This window comes from Citrobacter sp. MGH103, from assembly GCF_001034475.2.
Taxonomy (GTDB): Bacteria; Pseudomonadota; Gammaproteobacteria; order Enterobacterales; family Enterobacteriaceae; genus Citrobacter; species Citrobacter freundii.
On record NZ_CP073043.1, the window covers coordinates 2,344,906 to 2,369,607 of the forward strand.

Consider the following 24,702-nt stretch of genomic DNA (forward strand, 5'->3'; position numbering starts at 1 on the left):
AGGCTTTTTTATCGGCGGTAACAGCCATTACTTGCCCAGCAAATGCCCCATCTTGGCGGCTTTGGTGTCCAGGTAATGTTCATTGTTCGGGTTACGACCCACAATCAGCGGCACGCGTTCAACAATATTGATTCCCGCTTCGGTCAGAATTTCCACTTTTTTCGGGTTATTGGTCAGCAAACGAACTTCGTCCACGCCCAGCAGCTTGAACATATCCGCACACAGCGTGAAATCACGCTCATCTGCCGCAAAGCCCAACTGATGGTTAGCCTCAACGGTATCATAACCCTGGTCCTGCAACGCGTAGGCGCGGATTTTATTGAGCAGGCCGATATTGCGTCCTTCCTGACGATGATAAAGCAGGATACCGCGCCCTTCTTCAGCAATGTGGGTGAGAGCCGCTTCGAGCTGGAAGCCGCAATCGCAACGCAGGCTAAACAATGCATCGCCAGTCAGACATTCGGAGTGGACACGCGCCAGAACAGGCGTTTGACCAGTGATATCGCCAAAAACCAGTGCGACGTGATCGTGTCCGGTTGCCAGTTCTTCAAATCCCACCATCAGGAAATCACCCCAGGGGGTTGGCAGTTTGGCTTCTGCCACACGTTTAAGCTGCATGTAATTCTCCAGATTATGCTGGCACTGTCGTGCCGTCGCCTGTTGGCTTCTTGTTCTGTATTGCACTATTTTGCCATAAGGCAACGATGTTCACCTAATCGCGACAACGGATTCGCCTTTGGAATGGCACAAAAATGTCAATTTTCCCGGCATGCACTTTTTTCAGTTATGATTGTGAGACTTATCGACGAAAGGAGAGGCAATGCTGTCAATTGCAAAGCGCACTGCGGTCGGGGCCGGGCTGCTACTTATTATGCCGGTTGCTGTATGGGTATCGGGCTGGAGTTGGCAGCCGGGACACAACGTTTGGTGGCTAAAATCTCTGTACTGGGTAACGGAAACGGTGACGCAGCCGTGGGGGATTATCACTCACGTTGTGCTCTGCGCATGGTTTCTGTGGTGTCTGCGTTTTCGTCTGAAAGCTGCGGTAATGCTGTTTGCGATCCTGGCCGCGGCAATTTTAGTCGGTCAGGGTGTGAAGTCCTGGGTTAAAGACAGGGTGCAGGAACCTCGGCCCTTTGTCGTATGGCTGGAAAAAACGCACCATATCCCGGTTGATGAGTTCTACACTTTAAAACGTAAAGATCGTGGCAACTTAGTTAAAGAGCAATTGGCCGAACAACAGGATATTCCGACGTTTCTACGTAAGCACTGGCAAAAAGAAACGGGTTTTGCCTTTCCGTCAGGACATACGATGTTTGCTGCCAGTTGGGCTTTACTGGCAGTAGGGCTGTTATGGCCACGCAGACGTACGCTGACGATTGTGTTTTTGCTTATCTGGGCGACAAGTGTTATGGGTAGCCGCTTGCTGTTGGGCATGCACTGGCCGCGTGATTTGGTCGTTGCAACGCTGATTTCATGGCTGCTGGTAACGCTGGCGACCTGGCTCGCGCAGCGAGTATGTGGACCACTTACACCGCCTGTGCAGGAGGCAAAAGAAATCGCGCAACGCGAGCAAGAAAGCTAGCTATGATTGATTTTTCAAATTTTGCCCTTAAATCAGAAAGCGGAAAGCGCTTTTCCATTTCGCACTCGTTGTGAAAATGGTAATTTAATGGGCTCAACGCGGTAAGTTGTACACGATTTATTCGCTTAAACCACATAACGGGAAGTAATGTGAAATATTTACTCATTTTCTTACTGGTGTTGGCGATTTTTGTTATTTCGGTGACATTAGGTGCGCAAAACGATCAACAGGTTACGTTTAATTACCTGCTGGCTCAGGGTGAGTATCGTATCTCTACGCTGCTTGCTGTATTGTTTGCCGCAGGTTTTGCGATTGGTTGGTTAATTTGCGGCCTTTTCTGGCTGAAGGTTCGTGTGTCTCTTGCGCGCGCCGAACGTAAAATCAAACGACTGGAAAACCAGCTTACGCCTGCGACCGACGTTGCGGTTTCTGCCGATTCGTCGGTTGTGAAGGAATAATTATTTATGTTGGAGTTGTTGTTTCTGCTTTTACCTGTAGCCGCTGCCTATGGGTGGTATATGGGTCGCAGAAGTGCGCAACAAACCAAGCAGGATGAAGCTAACCGTCTTTCCCGTGACTATGTCGCCGGGGTTAACTTCCTCCTGAGCAACCAACAAGACAAAGCGGTGGATCTGTTCCTCGATATGCTAAAAGAGGATACGGGCACCGTTGAGGCTCATCTCACTCTCGGAAACCTGTTTCGCTCGCGCGGTGAAGTCGATCGCGCAATCCGCATCCATCAAACGTTAATGGAAAGTGCTTCGCTGACCTACGAGCAGCGTTTGTTGGCCGTACAACAGCTGGGGCGCGATTACATGGCCGCAGGCCTGTACGACCGCGCGGAAGACATGTTCAATCAGCTTACCGATGAAACAGATTTTCGCGTCGGTGCATTACAGCAACTGCTGCAAATTTATCAGGCGACCAGCGATTGGCAGAAAGCCATTGATGTCGCAGAACGTCTGGTGAAGCTAGGCAAAGATAAACAGCGTATTGAGATAGCCCACTTCTACTGCGAACTGGCCTTACAGCAGATGGGCAGCGACGATATGGATCGTGCCATGGCGCTGTTGAAAAAAGGGGCTGCGGCAGACAAAAACAGTGCCCGGGTTTCCATCATGATGGGCCGTGTGTACATGGTGAAAGGCGAGTACGCGAAGGCCGTTGAAAGTCTGCAACGCGTGATTTCTCAGGATAAAGAACTGGTCAGCGAAACGCTGGAAATGCTGCAAAGCTGCTACCAGCATCTGGGGAAAACCGATGAGTGGGCAGAGTTTTTACGTCGGGCCGTTGAAGAGAATACTGGCGCCGCCGCCGAGCTGATGCTGGCCGATATTCTTGAAGCGCGCGAGGGGACTGATACCGCTCAGGTTTATATTACCCGCCAACTACAACGCCATCCTACGATGCGCGTTTTCCACAAATTAATGGATTACCATCTTAACGAAGCAGAAGAAGGGCGCGCGAAAGAGAGCCTGATGGTTCTGCGCGATATGGTCGGGGAGCAGGTGCGCAGCAAGCCGCGCTATCGTTGCCAGAAATGCGGATTTACCGCATATACACTGTACTGGCACTGCCCATCTTGTCGCTCATGGTCAACCATTAAGCCTATTCGCGGACTTGATGGGTTGTAATTTTTAAAAAAATCTTACTTTAGTTACAACATACTAATGTTGAGTAACAAAGCCATCCTCAGCCGCCGTGGCCAAATTCGCCTGGCAGAAATGGAATCGCGCCTGTTAATTTTCTATTACCGCAGGTAGAATGCACGCCGTTTACCCATTTCGCGCTACTGTCGGCGCCCATCCTCAAGAAGGTCTGGTCATGACGTTTACTGCTTCATCTTCTTCTCGTGCTGTTACTGATTCTCCTGTCGTTGTCGCCCTCGATTATTCCAATCGTGATAAAGCATTAGCTTTTGTCGACAGAATTGATCCTCGTGATTGCCGTTTGAAAGTGGGCAAAGAGATGTTCACGCTTTTTGGACCTCAGTTGGTTCGCGATTTACAACAGCGTGGCTTTGACGTTTTTCTTGATTTGAAATTTCATGATATTCCCAACACTACCGCGCATGCCGTTGCGGCAGCGGCTGAGCTTGGCGTGTGGATGGTTAACGTTCATGCTTCTGGTGGGGCGCGTATGATGACCGCCGCACGTGAAGCCTTATTACCTTTTGGAAAGGACGCACCGCTGCTGATTGCGGTAACGGTTCTGACCAGTATGGAAGCCAGCGACCTCGCCGATCTCGGCGTGACGTTGTCACCTGCAGAACATGCTGAAAGGCTGGCGCGCTTAACCCAGCATTGTGGTTTGGATGGCGTTGTATGCTCCGCGCAGGAAGCGGTGCGATTCAAGCAGGCGTTTGGCCAGGCATTTAAATTGGTTACGCCGGGTATTCGTCCTGAAGGCAGCGAGGCGGGCGACCAGCGTCGCATTATGACGCCGGAACAAGCACAGTTAGCTGGTGTGGATTATATGGTTATTGGTCGTCCGGTCACGCAGTCGGCAGATCCGGCTCAGACGCTGAAGATGATTAATGCCTCACTGAAACGAGGTGCGTAAATGAACGACTCAAACTCTCGCCTGGTCTACTCAACCGACTCCGGGCGCATTGATGAACCAAAAGCTGCTCCTGTGCGTCCACAAGGCGATGGCATTGTCCGTATCCAGCGCCAGACCAGTGGCCGCAAAGGCAAGGGCGTGTGTTTGATTACCGGTATTGATCAAGATGATGCCGAACTGACCAAATTAGCTGCGGAACTGAAGAAAAAATGTGGTTGCGGCGGGGCAGTGAAGGATGGCGTGATTGAGATACAGGGTGATAAACGCGACCTGATTAAATCGCTGCTGGAAGCCAAAGGAATGAAAGTTAAACTGGCTGGCGGTTAATAAAAAAGCCACGGAATTTTTCCGTGGCTTTTTAATAATACAGACCTGAAAAAGTAAACGTATTATTATATCGAGCCGTTCAACCGTAGATTATTTACCCACCTGGTGGCCAATGATACCACCTACTGCAGCACCACCCAGCGTACCCAGCGTGCTGCCGTCAGTCAGGACTGCACCACCTATTGCACCTGCACCAGCACCGATTGCGGTGTTACGATCGCGTTTGGACCAGTTAGAGCAGGCGCTTAGCGACATTGCCAGAGTAATCGCCAGAATGGCAGCGGTCATTTTTTTGCTCGTTACTAACATAATACTTTCTCCTGAATTATTGATTCACGGAATCCAGTGTTCTTTAAGAATAGCGCTAAATTTAGGCTAACGAAGATATTTCCGTGAAACCGTTTAGCGAAGGCATTACAAACACTATCCTGAAGTTGGAGGTTCGTTCCTGTTATATCGCTAACATTAATTTTACGACTTAATCCTGTTAACGACAGGTAAAAAGTCTTAATTGGGCTGTCAGATAACTCTCAGAGAGGAGATGATTTGCCAACTGACAAATCATCTGCTGAAGATGTTACGCGTGGGCATCAATGATATTGACGGTTAATCCGGAGTGCTCAAGCTGCATTTGTACGCTGGCGCTAAGTCTGGAGTCCGTGACTACGCGGCTGAATCGCTCTAATGGACCCAGCGTGTACGGGTGAATGGCTTCGAATTTTGAGCTGTCAGTAAGCACAATAACTTCTGCACCTTTTTCCAGCACCGCGTTAACCACATCAGAACGCATCATGTCGCGTCCGGTGAAGCCGGTGTCAGCCTGCCAGCCATCAATGCCGATAAAGGCCTTGCTGAAGTGTACCTGCTGGATAAACTGGCGAGTTAAGGGCCCAACCATACTTTCGCTTTTTTTCTGATAGATGCCGCCAAGGAGAATCACTTCGCAAGGGGTTTCTTTCAGCAGATGGGCTATATAGCTGCTGACGGTAATGATGGTGACATCTTTTTGCTCCGCGAGCGTTCTGGCTAAGAGCGCATTGCTACTGCCGTTTTCAATGAATACGGACTCGCCTGGGCTTACCAGCGATGCGGCGAATTCAGCCAGCTCACGCTTCAGCGTAAAATTAGTCATCATGCGCGTTTCCACATCATCGCTGTTCAATGAAACAGCAAAACCGTGCGCTCGGCGTAAATAACTCTGTTTTTCCAGTGTGTTCAGATCCTGTCGAATCGTCACTTCTGAGACACCGGTGATTTTTGCCAGTTCGGCAACGCTCATCTGACCTTTATCAGTCACCATCTGCAAAATAGATTGTTGTCGGGAATTCATAATATTAATTTTATTGCGATATCGTATCGGAAATTAAACGGAAACTGCCTCACGTGCAGTTTGCTTACAGCAGCGACATTAAAGGGTTAATGCCATCAGATCTCCCAGGGAGCCTTGTGCTTTTTGGGCAAAGATTCGGCATCTTCTTTGGTCATGTTTAGCAGCTCAGCCTTCAGAATTTCGAGATTATGGATAGCTGAGTGGTAATCACCTGCAACGAGGATATCCAGCACAGTATCAATGCGTTCGGCCAGACGCTGAGCGTCGATATCAGACATGGTTATCATCCTAATGGCAATAGAGTTTGAATTTCATGATGCAGAATTTCATGGCAAAAGAGAAGGGAAAAATAGTATTAACTTCAACGATAGAAGAATATTATATATTCTGTGATTACATGCAGATAGGATCGTTACGTAATGTCCATTTATGGCTATTCTCAACGTTTGATCCCACTGCATTAGCGTGTTTTTTTATTCAGGTGTCGTCGATACCAACGTTCAAATGCAACTGCTGGCATTGGCTTGGCAAACAAAAAACCCTGACGCTCGTTGACGCCATTTTTGGTTAAAAACGCATCCTCTTTCGCGCTTTCAACACCTTCGGCGATGACCTGTAGGTTGAGTGCCTGTGCGACCGCAACAATGGCACGTACCAGCGACTGCGAAACAGGTTGTTTGTGTACATCCCTGACAAAGGTTTGATCCAGTTTAATTGCATCAAGTGGGAACCGGGCCAGTTGAGACAGTGACGAATAACCGGTACCAAAATCATCCAAATGGATTTGCGCCCCCATCTGGCTAAACTGCTGAATGACGGACAGTGCCAGTTGCTCATTTTCAATTAAACTGCTTTCCGTTAACTCGACATCGATGGGGCAATATTCAAAGTCGAGTTCATGAAGCACCTGCTTGAGATCGGTAAATAGCGTCTGATCGGCGAGCTGCCGGGCAGAAACGTTTACCGCCACGCGCAGATTGATTCCCTTTGCGCGCCATTTTGCTATCTGACGCACAACGTCCAGAATAACCCAGCGACCCAGAGGAACGATAAGCCCTGATTCTTCGGCGTAGGAGATAAATTCCAGTGGTGGAATGAGGCCACGTTCCGGAGACTGCCAGCGAACCAGCGCCTCCAGGCTGCGCACTTCGCCTCGCCAGGTTATCTTTGGCTGATAATGGATGACCAGTTGATCGTTTTCCAGCGCCTTGCGCAGATTAGTATCCAGCCACAGATATTCAAATACCCGCTGATTCATTTCCGGAGAGAAAACACAAAACTGTCCGCGGCCACCTTCTTTCGCGGTGTACATGGCCGTATCGGCGTTACGAATGACGCTCTCGCAGTCCTGACCATGTTGTGGAGCGAGGGAAATACCAATAGAGCATCCGGTATAGATTTCAATCAGGCCGATGCGAAAAGGTTGACGCAGGCGTGTCAGAATACGCGACGCGGTGGCTTCCAGTGAACCCTGGGATGTTTCGGTGGCAAGGACAATAAACTCATCGCCGCCAAACCGTGCCAGTAACTGGTTTTCGCTAAGGCAACTGAGAATTGCCAGCGATACGCTTTGCAATAGCTGATCGCCAAACATATGCCCGTAGGCATCGTTTACCTTTTTGAAGTTATCCAGATCGAGGTACACAATCCCGACCTGAGTATCGCCCGCGTTCTCAATTGCATTGCTGATCAGATCATGAATAGCGTTGCGATTGGGTAATCCAGTGATAGAGTCGGTATTCGCCAACACCCGCAAACGCTCCTGGGCGCGGCGTTCTTCAGTGATATCGGTCCCGGAACAGATCAGAAATATTTCGTTCTTGCCGCTACCGTTATGCACAAATTTATTACGAAATAAAAACAGACGCTGTCCTTTGCAGGTCTTCACCCAGCGTTCAACTTCATATGAGTTACCTTCGCGAAAAAAGACCTCGATATTGCGTCGTGACGCGGCAGCTTCACGTCGACTCATAAATAATGTAAATACACTTTGGCCAATGACTTCACGTTCTTTGAGTCCGGTATACTCTTCGCACAGTCGATTAAACCGCTGAATGTTGCCCATGCGATCAAGAATGACAATGACTGAATTGGCTTCAGAAACCACCTGTTCGGCAAAAGAGAGGCCGTGAGCCAGGTCACGGGCGACGGAAGGGGTGTCATCCCAGGCAGATGCGCTACCGGCCCATTCACGCTTATTGATTTTTCGGCCGACAAGATGCACGGGAATGTTGTCATCTTCAATCGGTAACGTCATTAATAAACTTGACGTAATTACTGTCATCTCGCGAATGCGATCGGCTTGTTCCGGGGATAATTCGATGGTCTGATCGGCCTCTGACGTTTCTTCGACAGAGAAATGCAGGATGTTGCAATCCTCTGACAAACGCCAGTAAGGGTTATTAGTGCCCACATAGCTATACAACGTAATCAGCTCCCGGACGTCTTTCATGATGTGTACTATCCCGTTTAAAGCGCATAGAGCCTCAAAAGTATGGGTAGCCATGATTCATTCAGGGTGATTATGGCTGAACGTATTGTTTTTTTTATATATTTATGTGTAATCCAGAATCCGTAAAAAGCAAAGCCAACGGAACTGAAAAATAGTAAATAAATTTTTTGACTGGATGAAAGAAGTGTAGTGCGCGGTTGAAATTTGGGAGGTAAAAAGAAAACGACCTTTCAAAAATGAGAAAGGTCGCTTGATTTATGCGTGTTACGCGGCTGGACGCGCGATAACGCTGCGGGTTTCCATCCGTACTTCAGAGATAGTTACGTCAATCACATCCGTGACTTTGTAAACAACTTCACCTTTAATTTGCACGGTGCCGCTTTCCTGGCTGCATACCAGTTCATCACGAACGGCGTGCAGGAACGGTGCTGGAATAAATGCAACAGCGCCATTATCAACTAAGCGCACGCGCATGCCACCGCGGCTGACGTCAATGATCTCGGCCGCAAAGCGGGTGTCGGTACCGGCTTTATCACTCAGGAAACGGGCGTATAGCCAGTCACCCACGTCACGCTCAGCCATCCGGTTCAGGCGACGACGTTCTGCCATTTGCACGGTGGTATCATCCTGAGGTCGGGCGATGGTTTCGCCTTTGATGACGGCCTTAAGCAGACGGTGGTTGATCATATCGCCATACTTACGGATTGGGGAAGTCCAGGTGGCATATGCCTCCAGACCCAGCCCAAAGTGTGGACCTGGCTTAATACTTATTTCAGCGTAAGACTGGAAGCGGCGAATTCGGCTGTCGAGGAAGCCGGATGGCTGAGCATCCAGTTCGCGGCGCAGTTTGCAGAAACCTTCCAGAGTCAGGACTTCTTCGGCATCGACGTGCATACCGTGGGTTTTCAGCAGCGCGGCCAGAGCGTCGGCGTTGGCCGGGTCGAATCCCATATGGACGTTATAAATACCGAAACCCAGCTTGTCGCGAAGCACACGAGCGGCGCAAATATTTGCCGCAATCATGGATTCTTCCACGATACGGTTTGCGATGCGGCGTGGCTCAGCGACGATGTCCAGTACTTCACCTTTTTCACCGAGAACGAAACGGTAATCCGGGCGATCTTTAAAGACCAGCGCGTGGTTATGACGCCACTCTCCTCGGCTCAGGCAAATACGATGCAGCAGACGGATCTGTTCCGCAATCGCGTCGTTTTCTGGTTGCCACTCGCCTGTACCTTCCAGCCAGTCGGAAACATTGTCATAGGCCAGCTTCGCTTTTGACTCAATTGTCGCAGCGAAGAAAGTGATGTTGTCTTCAATCGTGCCATCGGCGGTAATGCTCATACGACAAGCTAAAACCGGGCGCACTTCGTTCGCGCGCAGAGAGCAGAGATCGTCAGACAATTCACGTGGCAACATCGGGATATTGAACCCCGGTAAATAATTGGTGAACGCGCGAATTTTTGCCGTTTTATCCAGCTTACTGCCTTCTGCAATCCAGGCTGTTGGGTCGGCAATGGCGACGGTTAATTGTAGCGTGCCGTCAGCTTGTTCTTCAGCATACAGCGCATCGTCCATATCTTCGGTGCTGGCGCTGTCGATGGTGACGAAATTGAGGGCGGTTAAATCTTCACGAACCAGGCCTTCGTCCAGCATTTCGGTTGCTACGCCGTCCGGTGCTTCTTTTTCCAGATTATGGCGTGCCAGTGTGACCCACCACGGGACAAAGTGGTCATCAGCAAAAGTGATAAATTGGGTTAACTCGGCGTAGAAGGTGCGATCGCCTTTCAGCGGATGACGGCGCATTTCTGCAACCGCCCAGTCGCCTTCTTTAAATTCATGTTCAACGCCGCGGGTGGCACGACATGGAATAGCATCTTTCAGTAACGGATGATCCGGCACGATGGACAGACGATCATTTTTGCCCTGAACTTTACCCACGAAGCGCGTCAGGAAGGGTTCGATCAGTTCTTCCGGCTCTGCAGACTCACGATCTTTTTCTGTATGGATAACCGCAACAATGCGGTCGCCATGCATCACTTTTTTCATCTGCGGCGGTGGAATGAAATAGCTTTTTTGTGCATCGACTTCCAGGAAGCCAAAGCCTTTTTCCGTGGCTTTTACCACCCCTTCAGCACGTGGCGTCTGGGAATGTAGTTGCTGTTTAAGCTGCGCTAGCAGCGGGTTGTCCTGAAGCATAATTGTCTATTTTCGTGGCTAAAAGAGCGGCTGACAGTTTTACGCGATTCTGCCAGTGGCAGCAAGCGCTCTTTCAGTAAGTGGATCGGTTAATCAGTGTCGCCCAGCGCGATTTTCAAGCGATTCAACCATCCGCACAATCCACTCCAGGCTAGCAGGTTAATGGCCTGCTCTGAAGAGATTCCCTGATCGAACAAAGACGTTAACAGTGCGGTGCTAAAGCGGTCGGGCGCCCGGGTCAGCCATTGTACCGCCTGTAGGGTAACGCGCTCAACCGGATGTCGTTGTTCCCAACGTTGTAATTCACGTTCATCCAGGCGAAGCAGGGCGATAACGTCGACTAATTCATTTGCTGTATACGCCTGCTCGTTAAAGCAGGCCACGCTGCCGTTAATTCGTGACGTCATCAGCGCTGCCAGTGAAAATGCCTGTACTGATACAGCGCTGCGCCGGGCACTGGAAATCAGCGTCGTGAGTAAATCTAAAATGACCGGTGAATGTATCAATAATGGCACCAACGCTCGCAGTTCATCGGGATATCCTCTGGCAGCGTTCTCATCATGGGGGGGATATTTTTCGATCGGGAATGGTGCAGCATGCCAGGTTGTCTTTGTGGCGTTAAATAACGAAGCGTGAGCAAATTGCTGAATATCCAGCCCCGGTATTCGGCGTACCGGATGACCAGACCAGGCCTGAAACAGGGCCACGGTTCGGGCCTGAAAACCGACGAAGCCGATGATTTGATTCATCAGAATATTATCGCTGGTGGTCAGTCCGACCGCCTCCAGATGCTGACGGTCGCGTTCGCCTATCACGGCAGGAGAGCTGGCAAGTTGGCGAGCATATTGGGTGATTTGTGCCAGTCGATGGTTACTTTCCCGCGAGGAGTCCGGACCGGGAAGCGGTGTTAAACGCGCGGCATAGTGATTACATAATCGCTGCACACCATACACCTGAGCGACGGTCAGGGCTGTACTCATTCGTTCATAGGCACTGAACGTATGCATCTGATTCAGGTTTACATGAGCCGGGAAGAGCGTCTGGGCAAGTTTACGGGCAGGGGTTAACCAGGATTGAAAGGGCGAAAGAGCGTCATCAGGTAATGCCAGATCCAGTAAAAAACTGTCGTCGACATGAGCGGCTTCCGGGACCAGCGGCAGAACATCTTGCGGATACGTGCTGGATTGCGTCTCATGATACCAGTGGCTTTTGCCTTCAATTCGGCGTTGTTCCATGGGCGTTCCTTGGTCTAAAAGTGGCGACCCGGACTCGTCGTCATACTACTACGCCGGATCGTTTGCGCTGCAATATCCTGACGTAAGCAGATGAGGGGATGAAAGATTGTTACGTGATAATAAATATCAGAAAGGCATATGTGGTGGCTGAGAGGAGTGTCATGGGCGGCGCGAGACCGCCCATCGAGGTCTTAGGATTATTTAAGTTCCAGCTCGTTCATTGCGGCGATGCTGAAGCCACCGTCAACGTGTACGACTTCACCAGAGATACCGGCAGAGAGATCGGAGCACAGAAATGCTGCGGAGTTACCCACATCTTCAATGGTAACGGTGCGGCGAATCGGTGTAACTGCTTCACAGTGCGCCAGCATTTTACGGAAATCTTTAATGCCAGAAGCGGCGAGTGTACGGATTGGACCTGCGGAAATGGCATTCACACGCACGCCTTCAGGCCCCATCGCATTAGCCATATAACGGACGTTCGCTTCCAGGGAGGCTTTCGCCAGGCCCATGACGTTATAGTTAGGGATTGCACGTTCTGCGCCCAGATAGGACAACGTCAGTAGCGCAGAGCCAGGGTTTAGCATGGAACGACATGCTTTTGCCATCGCAACAAAGCTGTAAGCGCTAATGTCATGCGCAATTTTAAATCCTTCGCGGGTAACTGCGTTCACATAATCGCCATCCAGTTGGTCAGCAGGTGCGAAGCCGATTGAGTGTACGAAACCGTCGAATTTCGGCCAGGTTTTGCTCAGTTCAGCAAACATGGCGTCAATGCTGGCATCTTCAGCCACATCACACTGCAAAACAATGTTGGAGCCTAATTGCGCTGCAAATTCTTCCACACGACCTTTCAGCTTGTCGTTCTGGTAGGTGAACGCCAGTTCAGCACCTTCGCGATGCATCGCCTGAGCGATTCCCCATGCGATAGACAATTTACTGGCAAGGCCTGTCACCAGAATACGCTTACCTGATAAAAAACCCATGGCTTTAATCCTTTTTGTTAACACTTATCTTTTACCAATCAATGAATTATGATTGACGCGTTAAGCTCACTCGAAATTGGTCTGAAATTATATCCCACGCCTTTTCCCTGAGGAATTGTTATCAACCTCACGTGACCTGTCACTTCATTGCATGTGGGGAGTATATCATCCCCCTCCGGTTATGCTTCGTTCAGGCATTTAACGTCGGTGAAGCAGAGAAAATGCAAGGTTTCAAAGGCATTGAAATGGTATTATTTCATTGCTAGCTGATGTTAATAAACATAGCAAGGTAGGAACTTTCTTAAAACAAAAAATATGACAATATTCAGCTTGTTATGATATATTGTTTTTATCGATCAATATCGATACATTGATCGATATTATTGATTGATTGTAATTAGAAGTGCATTATCAGGATGTTATGATCAATTGGAGTGGTCTTATGCACTATCATTTCATCGCGGAAACGATGAGAGACACAACAGATAAATTACTGGGCGTAGAGATGAACGCCCGGTTTACTTCAGATACGGTTCAACCGTTGCATCCAGATTTCATCATTTCAGCGTGGGATAGCGAACAAAAGCGTAATTTCATGCTCGAGCAAATTCGATTAATTGCCGAAAAGCGTGACTGGTTTGAGCGCAACAGCCTTATTTGTACCCTGAAACTCATTGACGAAATGGCGCTGCTGGCGATTGGTGATCCAGCCATCAAGTCGGCCTTACAGGCACTACCATTTATTGCACTGGAACTTTCAGAACGTTTTCTGACGAATACCGTGTGCCTGAATAGTCTGTTGATTAATTCACTTCGCGACGGCCCAAACGCATTGTGGTTAGGCGATCTTGGCTCCGGCAGCGTAGGGGCCAGCCCGCTGGTTTGCGGTCATTTTGACGTTGTTAAACTGGATCGCGGTTTTTTCCTGGAACAGGTAGAAAAACCGATGTTCCCGGTGCTGATCAAAAATATCAGGGAATATTGCGACCGTGTTGTAGTGAAGGGAGTCGAAACAGCACAACTTGTCGACGAGGCCAGTGCTGCAGGTGTCTGGGCAATGCAGGGTGCCCTTTATCCGTCAGTCACGTTTACCGAAGTTGATACGCTGCTCTTACCTACGTTGTGTCACTGATGGCAGAATGCCCCCCGGTTGAGGGGGCAGTCGTTTGTTAGCGATCTTTCCGCCAGGCGTCGGCGGTAAGCGCTTCGCCGAAATGACCTGCAATCAGGCGACGGGTAAGTTCATGCAACGGGGAGGCCAGAACGTCCGCTGTACTGCCGCGCTCAACAACTTCGCCCTGATGCATGACTAATACCTGGTCGCTGATGTGCTTCATCATGCCAATATGCTGAGTCACATAGATATATGAAATCCCTTGTTTTTCCTGTAATTCCAGCATCAGATTGATGAGCTGCGAACGCATCGACATGTCCAGAGAAGCCAGGGCTTCGTCGGCGATAATGACTTTGGGGCGTAAAATGAGCGCACGGGCAAGGCCCAGACGCTGTTTTTGTCCCGGCGCTAACATATGTGGGTAATAGCTTACGTGATCGGGCAGCAGTCCGACCATGCGCATGGTCTCCACGATCTGTTTACGACGCTGCTCAGGCTCGAGGTCGGTATTCAGTCGTAGCGGAAAATCGAGGATCTGCGAGATACGTTGCCGAGGATTAAGCGATGTTGACGGATCCTGGAAAATCATACGGATCCGCTGACTACGAAATGAATAATCACCATATTTTAACGGATGATCGTCAATCAGCAGCTCACCGCTGGTAGGTTCAATCATACCCGCCAACATTTTTGCCAGCGTAGATTTCCCTGAACCGTTTTCACCAATGACGGCGAGAGTCTGACGTTCGCGCAGGGTGAAACTCAGAGGCTTGACGGCCTCAACGGTCTGGCGGCGAAATAAACCTGTCCGGTAGCGAAAGGTTTTGCTCAGATTACGAACTTCGAGCAGGGTTTCTACCATCTCACTCTCTCTCCATGTTCAGCGGGAAATGACAGGCGTAGAGATGATTCTTTGCTCCGGTCAGTCTTGGGGTTTCAATACATTCGCGTTGTGCATAAGGGCAGCGCGGCCCCAGACGACAGCCGATGGGTAATTGTTCCAGCAATGGAATTGCTCCTGGCATGGTATTCAGGCGGCTTTTGTGCGGCATTGCGCTACCAAAATCAGGAATAGCGCGAATCAACGCTTGAGTATAAGGATGATGCGGAATGGTCACCAAATCTTTACTTGGCGCGGTTTCCACCGTTTGTCCGCAGTACATCACGTTGATTTTGTCAGCCCACTGGCTGAGCATTTGCAGGTCATGGCTTATCAACAAAATGGTGGTATTGCTGTTTTGATTCAGACGGGTTAGCAGACGGAAAATTTGCGCCTGGGTGGTTGGCTCCATCGCGTTCGTCGGTTCATCGGCAATCAGCAAACGCGGCTGATTCGCCAATGCGATAGCGATCATGACCTTCTGGCATTCGCCGTCGGTTAGCTCATACGGGAAGCTGCGCATGGCATCTTTATGGTCTTTTATCCCGACGCGGTGTAAGAGTTCAATCGCACGGCGTTTGCGCCAGCCGATGCGCTGCCACCAGCGGCCCTTGTAAGTCCAGGCAGGAATATTTTGCATTAGCTGCCGTCCGATCCGCTCAGACGGATCGAGACATGACTGTGGCTCCTGAAAGATCATGGAGACGTTATGACCGACCAGTTTGCGTCGTTCACGCGCGGAAAGGCGTAGCAGATCGATATCATCAAAACGCATACGGTCTGCGGTTACGCGCCAGTTATCTTTAGCGACGCCGCAAATGGCCTTAGCGATCAGACTTTTGCCGGAACCCGACTCGCCGACCAGCCCGCGGATTTCACCCTCGTTGAGGGTCATGCTGACGCGATCAACTGCCTTAACCCAGTCGTCACCGGTTCTGAATTCAATCGTCAGGTTGCGGATATCCAGTAATGGCATTATTCCACCCCCGCAATAATTGCGCGGCGCACGCCGTCACCCAGTAGGTTAACCAGCAGCACGCTTATCATAATTGCTGCGCCTGGCAGCATGACCGTCCACGGTGCGACATAAATCAGCTCCAGCGCGTCACCGAGCATGGCCCCCCATTCCGGGGATGGCAGCTGTGCGCCAAGATCGAGAAAACCCAGCGCGGCGATATCCAGAATCGCCATCGACAGTGCGCGGGTGATTTCAGTAATCAGACCGGCGGTAATATTCGGCAGAACGGCAAACCACAGAATATTCAGTGTGGTTGCACCATCCAGGCGAGCGGCAATGACGTATTCTTTCTCCAGCTCGTCATGCACCATGCTGTAAACGGAGCGCACCATGCGCGGCAGCAACGCCAGCCAGACCGCAAACATGGCGTGTGTCAGATGCGGACCGGCAAAGGCCACCACAATAATCGCCAGCAGCAGAGAAGGGATAGACAGCAGGGTGTCCAGAATGTGGTTCAGCACTGCGGAGCGTAAGCCGTGCGTCGCACCGGCAACTACGCCCAATACAAGGCCACACAGTGTTGCGGCAAGAGTGACGACAAACGCGCCTCCAACGGTCGGGGCCGCGCCGCTGAGCAGACGACTTAAAACGTCTCGTCCCAGATCGTCAGTTCCGAGGAAGAAAGAGACTTCGCCATAGCGTGACCATGACGGCGGTAAAAGCTGATAGCCGAGAAATTGCTGATCGATGCCGTAAGGGGCAAACCAACCACCAAAAATACACAAAACAGCCAATCCCGCGCAGCCGTACAGGCCGATCATCGCAGTTGCATCACCATAGAAATTGCGCCATGCGGTGCGCAACGTACCTGGCGGGCGTTTTTCGCTATAGACGCTATCGTAAGGCATACCATTCCTTATGTTTCAGAGGGTTAGCCATAGCACCCAAAATATCAGAGATAACGTTGACGATGATAACCAGTGAGCCAATCACCATAACGCCCGCTGAAATCGCCGCGTAATCCTGCTGGCGAATCGCGTTAATCAACCAACGGCCAAGACCAGGCCAGCTAAAGACCATCTCGGTGATCATCGCCAGCGTCAGCATGGTGGAAAACTGTAAGCCCAGACGCGGGATCACCGGCGGCAGGGCGTTGTGCAGAACGTGACGGCGCAGAATCGTTAAGCGTGACAAACCGCGTGTGGCTGCCGCTTTGACGTAGTTCTGATCAAAGACCTCAATGGTGCTGATACGCATCAGGCGGATGACTTCGGTGGTGGGCGCAACGGAGAGCGTTAGCACCGGGAGCACCATATGACGGATAGCGCTGACCAGCATTTCATCGCGCCAGGGTGAGTCGGAGATCCACGCATCAATAATGGCAAAACCGGTAACGGGTTTCACCTCGTAGAGAAGATCAAAACGCCCGGAAACGGGTAACCAGCCGAGGGTCAGTGAGAAGAGCAATGTCAGCAGCAGAGCCAGCCAAAAAACGGGGATAGAAAACCCCATCAGAGCCAATGCGCTGATGCAACGATCCTGCCATTTGTTGCGCGTGATGCCTGCCAGCATACCAACGGGGATCCCGACCATTAGTGCAAAACCAAAGGCAAGAATGCATAGTTCCATTGTGGCCGGGAACACCTCTTTCAGCTGTTCTGAGATCAACTGACCGTTGATACTGGATACGCCGAAATCCCAGTGAATGAGACCATTGAACCAGAATACCCAGGCGTTCCACAACGATGCTCCCTGTAACGGCGCATGAGGTGTGAAATAGCTCAGGCTGAATCCAATAAAAGTCAGGAAGAACAGGGTGACCAGTAGCAGCAAAAATCGACGCAGGGTGAAGATAATCATGGTTTTTTCACCTCATCTTTCTTTTCCCGGGACACCCCGGCAAAAGAGGAATTGCCGAACGGACTGAGCACCAGCCCTTTGATGTCGTAGCGGTAAGCCTGTAGACGCAGTGAAGAGGCCAGCGGCAGGATCGGTAACTCTTGCGCAAGAATATTTTGCGCTTCGTCATAGGCATCAATTCGCGATGAAAGCTGCTGTGAAGAGAGGGCTTTGCGCAGAATGCTGTCAAACTGCGGATTACACCAGTGGGCAAAGTTGGTCTGCGAATTGATGGCGGCACAGCTGAGCAACGGCCGGAAAAAACTGTCAGGATCGTTACTGTCCGTCGCCCAGCCGGATAACGTCAGATCATGGTTCATATCCATTAATCTTGCCTCCTGAAAACGGCCTTCTACCGGGATGATCTTCACTTTCACACCCACCTGAGCCATATCTGCCTGAATCAGCTCTGCGGTTTTCAGCGGACTGGGGTTCCAGGCCTGAGAGCTGGTAGGGACCCAAAGTTGTAACGTCAGATTCTCCAGCCCCAGTGCTTTTAACTGCTCGCGCGATTTTGTCGGGTTGTACTCTGTAATTTTAGCTTCGTTATCATAAGCCCACGAGGCGCGAGGCAAAATAGATGCCGCGGTTTCTGCCGTCCCGTAGTAGATAGACTGCATTAACCGTTGGTTGTTGATCGCTAGCGCCAGCGCATGCCGCACGGCAGGGTTATTCAACGGCGGTTTATTGGTGTTGAACGCCAGATAGGCAATGTTCATCCCCGGGCGCAGCGTCAGACGCAGGCGAGGGTCATCACGCAATATGCTGAGCTGGCTGGCGGCAGGCCAGGCTAAAACGTCACATTCGCCGGTCAGTAACTTTGATAACCGTCCGGTTCCGCCAGAACCGAGGTCCACTACCACCTGCGGCATCAGAGGAGTGCCACGCCAGAATTTTTCATGCCGCTGCAACCGAATATATTGGCCGGCACGATTCTCCGAAAGTTGGTACGGTCCTGTGCCGACAGGTTGTCTGTCGAGCAGTTCCTGACGATCCTGTTTTGCCAGGTTAGCCGCATATTCCGCCGACATTACGGAGGCATAGTGTGTGGCAAGATGCCACATAAAAGAGGCATCAGGTTGAGTTAAGCGGAATTCAACGGTGTTGTTGTCCAGTTTGCGCACACTTTGGACGTTATCGGCGAACTGCAGGCTGTCGAAGTAGGGGAAATTGCTGCCGTTCACATTGTGCCACGGATGGTGGCGATCAAAGATGCGCTCGAAGGTAAACACCACATCGTCTGCATTCAGTTTGCGGGTGGGAGTGAACCAGGCAGTCTTCTGAAACTGTACGTCACGACGCAGATGGAAGCGGTAGGTTGCGCCGTTATCCAGCACCTCCCAGCTTTCAGCCAGCTCAGGCACCAGTCGATAGGTGTAGGGATCTACATCAAGCAGTCGGTCATACAATTGGGCCGCTAACGTGTCGACGATGAGACCACTGCTCGTTTTTTGCGGGTTGAACGTATTGACCTGCCCGCTGACGCAATAGACAAACCCACTGTCACGGATATCAGCGTGCGAAGCTTGCTCAGGCGCAGCAGCAGCCTGACCACTCAGAAATCCAGCCATCACGATCAGAGATGATAAAACCAGGCGCATAATTTTAATGGATTATATAAAGAGGCTATCTTACTAATACTTAATGACATTTGCCATTACCGTTTGTTTTAGGGGGCAGCAGGGGGGATAACCACGATTTCAACATCGCGGTATGGTCAAAATTCATACCCGCCATCCACTTTGAATATACTCTATTAACTATCTTAGCATTTTCATGACCCATCTGACCCGCAATAAACGAGGCGCAGGATGTGAGCCTTGGTGTAATCGGTTATGGTTTCGACGCGATGATAAAATGCGTAAGCGGTTAGCCAATGACAGCGATGCCAAGACGTTCCATGAGCAACGCGGCCTGATAGCTGTCCAATTTGACACCTTGTAAATCGACGCCCCGAATATCTAAATCACCCAGTTCTGAATTGGTCAAATCGCAGTGCGTGAAATTTGCCGTCCGCCAGTCGAACGACGAAAACTCGCCACCGGAGAGATCGGAACCACTCAACGTCGCACCCAGCACCTGAGTTCCCATCCAGCGATTTTCCCACAATTCGCACTTTTCAAGCACGGCCTTCGAAAAGTTGGCGTAGCTTAGATTGGTATTAGTGATATATGCGCTGCAAAACCAGGTGCGCGTGGTGATCATATTCATGAAACTTGCGCCGCGAAAATCTGCACCCTGTGCGCGGCAGTGGCGAATTTCTATGCCCAACGCACTGACGTTGCGAAAATCCGCCATGGATAAATCACAGCTTTTAAAAATGGCATCTTTCAGTATTGCGCGACTGAAATTGCACCCTTTCTGGCTTTCTCGATCATAGAACTGACAGCCGATAAATTCAGTACCGCTAAGGTCGGCACCCGAAAAATCACAGTTAAAAAAAGTGCTATTTTCAACTTTTTCACCGGTGAAGCGGTTTCTGTCAATTTTTTCGCCAATTAATGCCAGAGCCATAATAATGCGCCTGTTTTTTTATACAGTATTACTGGGATGTTAAGCTGTTTTAACGTTATACGTCAAACCATCCAATATCACGTCGACAAATGTGCATTAAATCTGGTGTTTCTTCAGCAAGGCTCGTAGCTGATGATAAGTCAGACCCAGTAATTCAGCGGCTTTTTTCTGATTAAATTTTGCCTGCTGTAAGCTGGTTTGTAGAAAGTCTTTCTCTTGTTGTTGTTGGAATTCACGCAGATCCAGCGGTAATGCTACAGATGCTGGTTTTGCTTCCTGCACCTGAGATTCCACGACATGGCGGCGGAAGGGGTCAATGATTATCTCATCCAGCGGGTAATCACTGGTCCCATGTCGATAAACGGATCGCTCCACGACGTTTTTCAGTTCACGAATATTGCCCGGCCAACGGTAGTGGAGGAGCGTTTCTCTGGCTTCGGCACTAAACCCTGGAAACAGTGGTAACCCGATCTCGCGGCACATCTGAATGGCAAAATGCTCGGCCATTAACATTATGTCGCTTTGGCGTTCGCGTAACGGTGGGAGTTGCACTACGTCAAAGGCCAGACGATCCAGCAGGTCCGCGCGAAAAGTACCTTCGATGACCATGCGAGGTAAGTCGGCATTGGTTGCACAAACAAGTCGTACGTTAACCTGCAACGGCTGGCTGCCGCCAACACGTTCCAGCTCTCCATATTCAATAACGCGCAGCAGTTTTTCCTGCACCAACATCGGGGCGGTTGCCAGTTCATCGAGAAACAGCGTACCGCCGTCGGCGCGTTCGAAACGTCCAGGATGGCGTTTTTGAGCGCCGGTAAAGGCACCTGCTTCGTGACCAAACAGTTCGGAATCAAGCAAGTTCTCGTTGAGCGCTGCGCAGTTAAGCGAAATAAACGGGCCTTGCCAACGGGTGGACAGATAGTGCAGGCGGTTGGCAATAAGCTCTTTCCCAGTACCTCGCTCACCGATAACCAGGACAGGCTTATCCAGCGGTGCCAGATGAGAAACCTGCTCCAGCACTTCAATAAAGCTGTTTGCTTCACCCAGAAGATTGTCTTTGTATCCTGCCATGATGAAATTCACCATTTGTTAGTGTTATTCACCAATTTACCCTAATTCTCTCGCCAGGTAAAATTAGATATAATTATTAAAATCAATGAGATAAAAAGTTGGCACGCCAAGTGCATTACGAAATCAGCAGGGCATAGCCCGATATCAGAACAGTAAGTGAGGATTACATTATGGGTATTTTTTCTCGTTTTGCCGACATCGTGAACGCCAACATTAATGCGTTGCTGGAAAAGGCTGAAGATCCGCAGAAGCTGGTGCGGTTAATGATCCAGGAAATGGAAGATACGCTGGTTGAGGTGCGTTCAAACTCCGCACGCGCTCTGGCAGAAAAGAAACAATTATCTCGTCGTATCGAACAGGCCAGCGCGCAACAGGCAGAGTGGCAAGAAAAAGCTGAGCTGGCGCTGCGCAAAGAGAAAGAAGATTTGGCTCGTTCTGCGTTAATCGAAAAACAGAAATTGACTGACCTGATTGCCTCTCTGGAGCATGAAGTCACGCTGGTTGACGATACGCTGGCGCGTATGAAAAAAGAGATTGGTGAGCTGGAAAATAAACTCAGTGAAACCCGTGCTCGTCAGCAGGCGCTGATGCTACGTCATCAGGCAGCGAGTTCTTCACGTGATGTTCGTCGTCAACTGGACAGCGGTAAACTTGATGAAGCTATGGCGCGCTTTGAATCTTTCGAGCGTCGTATCGATCAGATGGAAGCTGAGGCTGAAAGCCATAATTTCGGTAAACAGAAGTCCCTGGATCAGCAATTTGCTGACCTGAAAGCAGATGATGAAATCAGCGAGCAGCTGGCGCAACTTAAAGCCAAAATGCAGCAAGACAAGCAATAATAACATCTGGCGGTGCCCGATCGCGCCGCCGCTCATCACCTGTAAGGAGTACTCATGAGCGCGCTATTTCTGGCTATCCCGTTAACCATCTTTGTGCTGTTTGTTTTACCGATTTGGCTCTGGCTGCATTACAGCAACCGTTCCAGTCGTGGCGAACTGTCGCAAAGTGAACAGCAACGTCTGGTCGAACTCAACGACGACGCACAGCGGATGCGTGAGCGCATTCAGGCGCTGGAAGACATCCTTGATGCTGAACATCCAAACTGGAGGGACCGCTAATGGGTGGCGTTAATCTGAACAAAAAACTGTGGCGTATTCCGCAGCAGGGCATGGTGAAGGGGGTTTGTGCGGGTATTGCGCATTATCTCGATGTGCCTGTGAAGCTGGTACGGATCCTGGTGGTGCTGTCAGTCTTTTTTGGTCTGGCCTTTTTCACCTTCGTCGCCTATATCGTGCTGACATTTGTGTTGGACCCTATGCCGGACAATGTGGTTTCCGGCGAGCAGCAGCCAGCAAGCGGTGAACTGTTGGATGCTGTCGATCGCGAGCTGGCGGCTAGTGAAAAGCGTTTGCGTGAAATGGAACGTTATGTGACGTCCGATACTTTTTCCTTACGTAGTCGTTTTCGCCAATTGTGAGGTTAGAAATGAACAATCGCTGGCAACGTGCCGGGCAAAGGGTTAAGCCGGGCTTTAAAATAGCAGGTAAGCTGGTGCTTTTAACGGCGCTTCGCTACGGCCCGGCGGGGGTAGCAGGGTGGGCGGTGAAATCCGTCGCCCGACGCCCGCTAAAAATGCTGCTGGCGTTGGTTCTGGAACCTGTGTTGAGTCGGGCTGCGGCAAAATTGTCGAAACGATATTCCGGTAATCGAACCTGATATTTGAATCAGTAAAAGCAAGCAACAATTAATCAACATTCCCTCAGTTAATTTGCGGCAGCTCACAAATACGATTTTTTGGCTGCCAAAATTCTTTTTTTACCCCCCTCCAGACCACCTCAGCTAATTGACAGCTTATTTTCCGCAGAGTAGTCTTCTTGTTCATGGGACCGCTACCACGAGAATCGAAGGTGAACCAAAAAATCCAAAAATGCCTGACAGAAGTTTATGGTCATACATTTACTTCATGCCATTATGAAGCGCTGTTTGCACGTTTAGAGAAATCACAGGGATTAATTAAAAAAATCCGTAAAGCGCATTGGGATGAGGGCGATGTGGTGCTTATTACCTACGTCGATCAATTCCACGGGGTTGGTAAAAAACCGTTGCCGACGTTTAATCAGTTTTATAATGAATGGTTTAAGTCGACATTTTCTCATGTGCATCTTCTGCCATTTTATCCGTGGTCATCGGATGATGGTTTTTCCGTGATTAATTACCATCAGGTTGCCAAAGAAACCGGTGACTGGAATGATATTAAGGAATTAGGTGAGTCCAGTCGACTGATGTTTGATTTTGTTTGTAACCATATGTCAGCTAAAAGCGAGTGGTTTAATAATTATTTGCAACAGCTTGACGGTTATGAAAATTTCTTTATTGCAATGGATCCTGATACGGACCTGAGCAACGTCACACGTCCACGCGCATTACCGTTACTGACACCATTTACGCTAAAAGATAACACCGTGCGCCATTTATGGACGACGTTCAGCGATGACCAGATCGATCTCAACTATGCCAACCCGGTGGTATTACTGGCGATGGTCGATGTGCTGCTGAGCTATCTTGAGCAGGGCGCAGATTATGTTCGCCTGGATGCGGTTGGCTTTATGTGGAAAGAGCCTGGAACGAGCTGTATTCATCTGGAAAAAACGCATCAGCTTATCAAACTATTCCGCGCTATTGCGGACTGCGTGGCGCCTGGTACGGCGATTATTACCGAAACCAACGTCTCGCATAAGGATAACGTGTCCTACTACGGTAATGGCCATGATGAAGCGCATATGGTGTACCAGTTCTCGCTGCCGCCGCTGGTGCTGCATGCGGTACAACGCCAGGACACGTCGACATTGTGCCAGTGGGCGCAATCACTGGAGCTGCCGTCTGGTGAGACGACCTGGTTTAATTTTCTCGCATCGCATGATGGCATTGGTCTCAACCCATTACGCGGTTTGTTGCCTGAAGACGAGATCATGCGGCTGGTGACAGAACTACAACAGGAAGGTGCGCTGGTTAACTGGAAAAATAACCCTGATGGCAGTCGCAGTCCGTATGAAATTAACGTGACATATGTGGATGCGCTAACCCCTGGTAATTGTAGCGATGCCGAACGGTTTTCTCGCTTTATTCTCGCACATGCCATTTTGCTGAGTTTTCCAGGCGTGCCGGCGGTTTACATTCAAAGCATACTTGGCTCACGCAATGATTATAAAGGTGTTGAGACGTTAGGTTATAACCGTGCGATCAACCGCAAAAAATATCAGATAAGACAAATAGAAACGGAGCTGGCAGATGAAACCAGTTTGCGTAACGCTATTTATCATGAGTTATCCCGACTCATTGTAATACGTCGTAATAATAAAGCATTCCACCCTGATAGTAATTTTCAAATTTGCAATGTTACACCAGCTGTCATGCAAATTAAACGTACGGCGGAAACAGGCGAGGAAATTACTGGACTATTTAATGTCAGCGGTCATACGCAAACCATTTGCATTGATATTGAAAATGGATTTGATTTGATTAGCGGTGAAACTATTTCAGGTAAAGAATTAACGTTGTACGCCTGGCAGGTCATGTGGGTTAAGTAATAA

Annotated in this window: 26 protein-coding genes; 11 read left to right on the forward strand and 15 right to left on the reverse strand. The window is 49.9% G+C overall.

What is annotated here, in order from left to right; genetic code table 11:
- Nucleotides 1-27: 27 nt before the first annotated feature.
- Nucleotides 28-618 carry a GTP cyclohydrolase II gene (gene ribA, locus SK33_RS11355; RefSeq protein WP_003020601.1) on the reverse strand — a complete coding sequence of 197 codons (591 nt, stop codon included), beginning with the start codon at nt 616-618 and terminating at the stop codon, nt 28-30.
- A gap of 202 nt (nt 619-820) precedes the next feature.
- On the opposite strand from ribA, the gene pgpB reads away from it, so the two are divergent.
- From pgpB to yciH, 5 genes are all read left to right on the forward strand, one after another.
- On the forward strand, nt 821-1,585 hold the full coding sequence (gene pgpB / locus SK33_RS11360) for a phosphatidylglycerophosphatase B (RefSeq protein WP_003020598.1): 765 nt from the start codon (nt 821-823) through the stop codon (nt 1,583-1,585).
- Between the two features lie 149 nt (nt 1,586-1,734).
- Nucleotides 1,735-2,043: a LapA family protein gene (locus SK33_RS11365; protein ID WP_003020595.1), complete on the forward strand. Its 309-nt coding sequence runs from the start codon at nt 1,735-1,737 to the stop codon at nt 2,041-2,043.
- A 6-nt stretch (nt 2,044-2,049) separates the two neighbouring features.
- Nucleotides 2,050-3,219: a lipopolysaccharide assembly protein LapB gene (lapB, locus tag SK33_RS11370; RefSeq protein ID WP_003020592.1), complete on the forward strand. Its 1,170-nt coding sequence runs from the start codon at nt 2,050-2,052 to the stop codon at nt 3,217-3,219.
- A 190-nt stretch (nt 3,220-3,409) separates the two neighbouring features.
- Nucleotides 3,410-4,147, forward strand: a complete 738-nt coding sequence (gene pyrF / locus SK33_RS11375) for an orotidine-5'-phosphate decarboxylase (RefSeq protein ID WP_103856625.1) — start codon at nt 3,410-3,412, stop codon at nt 4,145-4,147.
- Nucleotides 4,148-4,474: a stress response translation initiation inhibitor YciH gene (gene yciH / locus SK33_RS11380; protein WP_003843984.1), complete on the forward strand. Its 327-nt coding sequence runs from the start codon at nt 4,148-4,150 to the stop codon at nt 4,472-4,474.
- A gap of 90 nt (nt 4,475-4,564) precedes the next feature.
- On the opposite strand, the gene osmB is transcribed toward yciH, so the two are convergent.
- The 7 genes from osmB to fabI all read right to left on the reverse strand — a co-directional run bounded on the left by osmB (nt 4,565) and on the right by fabI (nt 12,676).
- A complete protein-coding gene (osmB, locus tag SK33_RS11385; RefSeq protein WP_003020583.1) occupies nt 4,565-4,783 on the reverse strand; it encodes an osmotically-inducible lipoprotein OsmB in 219 nt (72 codons plus the stop codon).
- 268 nt (nt 4,784-5,051) lie between these two features.
- Nucleotides 5,052-5,804: a DNA-binding transcriptional regulator YciT gene (yciT, locus tag SK33_RS11390; protein ID WP_003020580.1), complete on the reverse strand. Its 753-nt coding sequence runs from the start codon at nt 5,802-5,804 to the stop codon at nt 5,052-5,054.
- Between the two features lie 95 nt (nt 5,805-5,899).
- Nucleotides 5,900-6,082, reverse strand: a complete 183-nt coding sequence (locus SK33_RS11395) for a YciZ family protein (RefSeq protein ID WP_003020577.1) — start codon at nt 6,080-6,082, stop codon at nt 5,900-5,902.
- A gap of 182 nt (nt 6,083-6,264) precedes the next feature.
- Nucleotides 6,265-8,256, reverse strand: coding sequence for a cyclic di-GMP phosphodiesterase (pdeR, locus tag SK33_RS11400; protein ID WP_008322389.1), 1,992 nt, complete (start codon nt 8,254-8,256; stop codon nt 6,265-6,267).
- A gap of 264 nt (nt 8,257-8,520) precedes the next feature.
- A complete protein-coding gene (locus SK33_RS11405; RefSeq protein ID WP_048217837.1) occupies nt 8,521-10,455 on the reverse strand; it encodes an exoribonuclease II in 1,935 nt (644 codons plus the stop codon).
- An 89-nt stretch (nt 10,456-10,544) separates the two neighbouring features.
- The gene (locus tag SK33_RS11410) at nt 10,545-11,690 is read right to left on the reverse strand and encodes a carboxymuconolactone decarboxylase family protein (RefSeq protein WP_003843980.1); all 1,146 of its coding nucleotides are present in this window, start codon (nt 11,688-11,690) and stop codon (nt 10,545-10,547) included.
- A 197-nt stretch (nt 11,691-11,887) separates the two neighbouring features.
- Nucleotides 11,888-12,676 carry an enoyl-ACP reductase FabI gene (fabI, locus tag SK33_RS11415; RefSeq protein ID WP_003020565.1) on the reverse strand — a complete coding sequence of 263 codons (789 nt, stop codon included), beginning with the start codon at nt 12,674-12,676 and terminating at the stop codon, nt 11,888-11,890.
- Nucleotides 12,677-13,118: 442 nt separating this feature from the next.
- On the opposite strand from fabI, the gene SK33_RS11420 reads away from it, so the two are divergent.
- Nucleotides 13,119-13,808 carry an EAL domain-containing protein gene (locus tag SK33_RS11420; protein WP_008322387.1) on the forward strand — a complete coding sequence of 230 codons (690 nt, stop codon included), beginning with the start codon at nt 13,119-13,121 and terminating at the stop codon, nt 13,806-13,808.
- A gap of 37 nt (nt 13,809-13,845) precedes the next feature.
- Here SK33_RS11420 and sapF read toward each other — a convergent pair whose 3' ends face one another.
- The 7 genes from sapF to pspF form a co-directional block, all read right to left on the reverse strand.
- Nucleotides 13,846-14,652 (reverse strand): peptide ABC transporter ATP-binding protein SapF, encoded by an 807-nt coding sequence (sapF, locus tag SK33_RS11425; RefSeq protein ID WP_003020558.1) that lies wholly within the window; start codon nt 14,650-14,652, stop codon nt 13,846-13,848.
- Nucleotide 14,653: 1 nt separating this feature from the next.
- A complete protein-coding gene (gene sapD / locus SK33_RS11430) occupies nt 14,654-15,646 on the reverse strand; it encodes a peptide ABC transporter ATP-binding protein SapD (RefSeq protein WP_003020556.1) in 993 nt (330 codons plus the stop codon).
- On the reverse strand, nt 15,646-16,536 hold the full coding sequence (gene sapC, locus SK33_RS11435; RefSeq protein ID WP_003020550.1) for a peptide ABC transporter permease SapC: 891 nt from the start codon (nt 16,534-16,536) through the stop codon (nt 15,646-15,648). Before sapC ends, sapD begins: the two co-directional genes overlap by 1 nt.
- Nucleotides 16,523-17,488: a peptide ABC transporter permease SapB gene (gene sapB / locus SK33_RS11440; protein ID WP_003020545.1), complete on the reverse strand. Its 966-nt coding sequence runs from the start codon at nt 17,486-17,488 to the stop codon at nt 16,523-16,525. The genes sapC and sapB overlap by 14 nt, the downstream gene beginning before the upstream one ends.
- Complete coding sequence (gene sapA, locus SK33_RS11445; protein WP_048217834.1) at nt 17,485-19,128, reverse strand: ABC transporter substrate-binding protein SapA; 1,644 nt, start codon at nt 19,126-19,128, stop codon at nt 17,485-17,487. The genes sapB and sapA overlap by 4 nt, the downstream gene beginning before the upstream one ends.
- Nucleotides 19,129-19,396: 268 nt before the next feature.
- The gene (locus tag SK33_RS11450) at nt 19,397-20,041 is read right to left on the reverse strand and encodes a quinolone resistance pentapeptide repeat protein QnrB38 (protein WP_003020537.1); all 645 of its coding nucleotides are present in this window, start codon (nt 20,039-20,041) and stop codon (nt 19,397-19,399) included.
- A gap of 96 nt (nt 20,042-20,137) precedes the next feature.
- Nucleotides 20,138-21,127: a phage shock protein operon transcriptional activator gene (gene pspF, locus SK33_RS11455; protein WP_162771961.1), complete on the reverse strand. Its 990-nt coding sequence runs from the start codon at nt 21,125-21,127 to the stop codon at nt 20,138-20,140.
- 155 nt (nt 21,128-21,282) lie between these two features.
- Here pspF and pspA point away from each other — a divergent pair, with 155 nt between their 5' ends.
- The 5 genes from pspA (at nt 21,283) to SK33_RS11480 (ending at nt 24,699) form a co-directional block, all read left to right on the forward strand.
- Nucleotides 21,283-21,951 (forward strand): phage shock protein PspA, encoded by a 669-nt coding sequence (gene pspA / locus SK33_RS11460; protein ID WP_003020532.1) that lies wholly within the window; start codon nt 21,283-21,285, stop codon nt 21,949-21,951.
- A 54-nt stretch (nt 21,952-22,005) separates the two neighbouring features.
- Nucleotides 22,006-22,230, forward strand: a complete 225-nt coding sequence (pspB, locus tag SK33_RS11465) for an envelope stress response membrane protein PspB (protein ID WP_003020509.1) — start codon at nt 22,006-22,008, stop codon at nt 22,228-22,230.
- Nucleotides 22,230-22,589: an envelope stress response membrane protein PspC gene (gene pspC, locus SK33_RS11470; RefSeq protein ID WP_048217832.1), complete on the forward strand. Its 360-nt coding sequence runs from the start codon at nt 22,230-22,232 to the stop codon at nt 22,587-22,589. The genes pspB and pspC overlap by 1 nt, the downstream gene beginning before the upstream one ends.
- A gap of 8 nt (nt 22,590-22,597) precedes the next feature.
- On the forward strand, nt 22,598-22,828 hold the full coding sequence (gene pspD / locus SK33_RS11475) for a phage shock protein PspD (RefSeq protein ID WP_003020493.1): 231 nt from the start codon (nt 22,598-22,600) through the stop codon (nt 22,826-22,828).
- A gap of 164 nt (nt 22,829-22,992) precedes the next feature.
- The gene (locus SK33_RS11480) at nt 22,993-24,699 is read left to right on the forward strand and encodes a sugar phosphorylase (RefSeq protein ID WP_075262462.1); all 1,707 of its coding nucleotides are present in this window, start codon (nt 22,993-22,995) and stop codon (nt 24,697-24,699) included.
- Nucleotides 24,700-24,702: the final 3 nt, after the last annotated feature.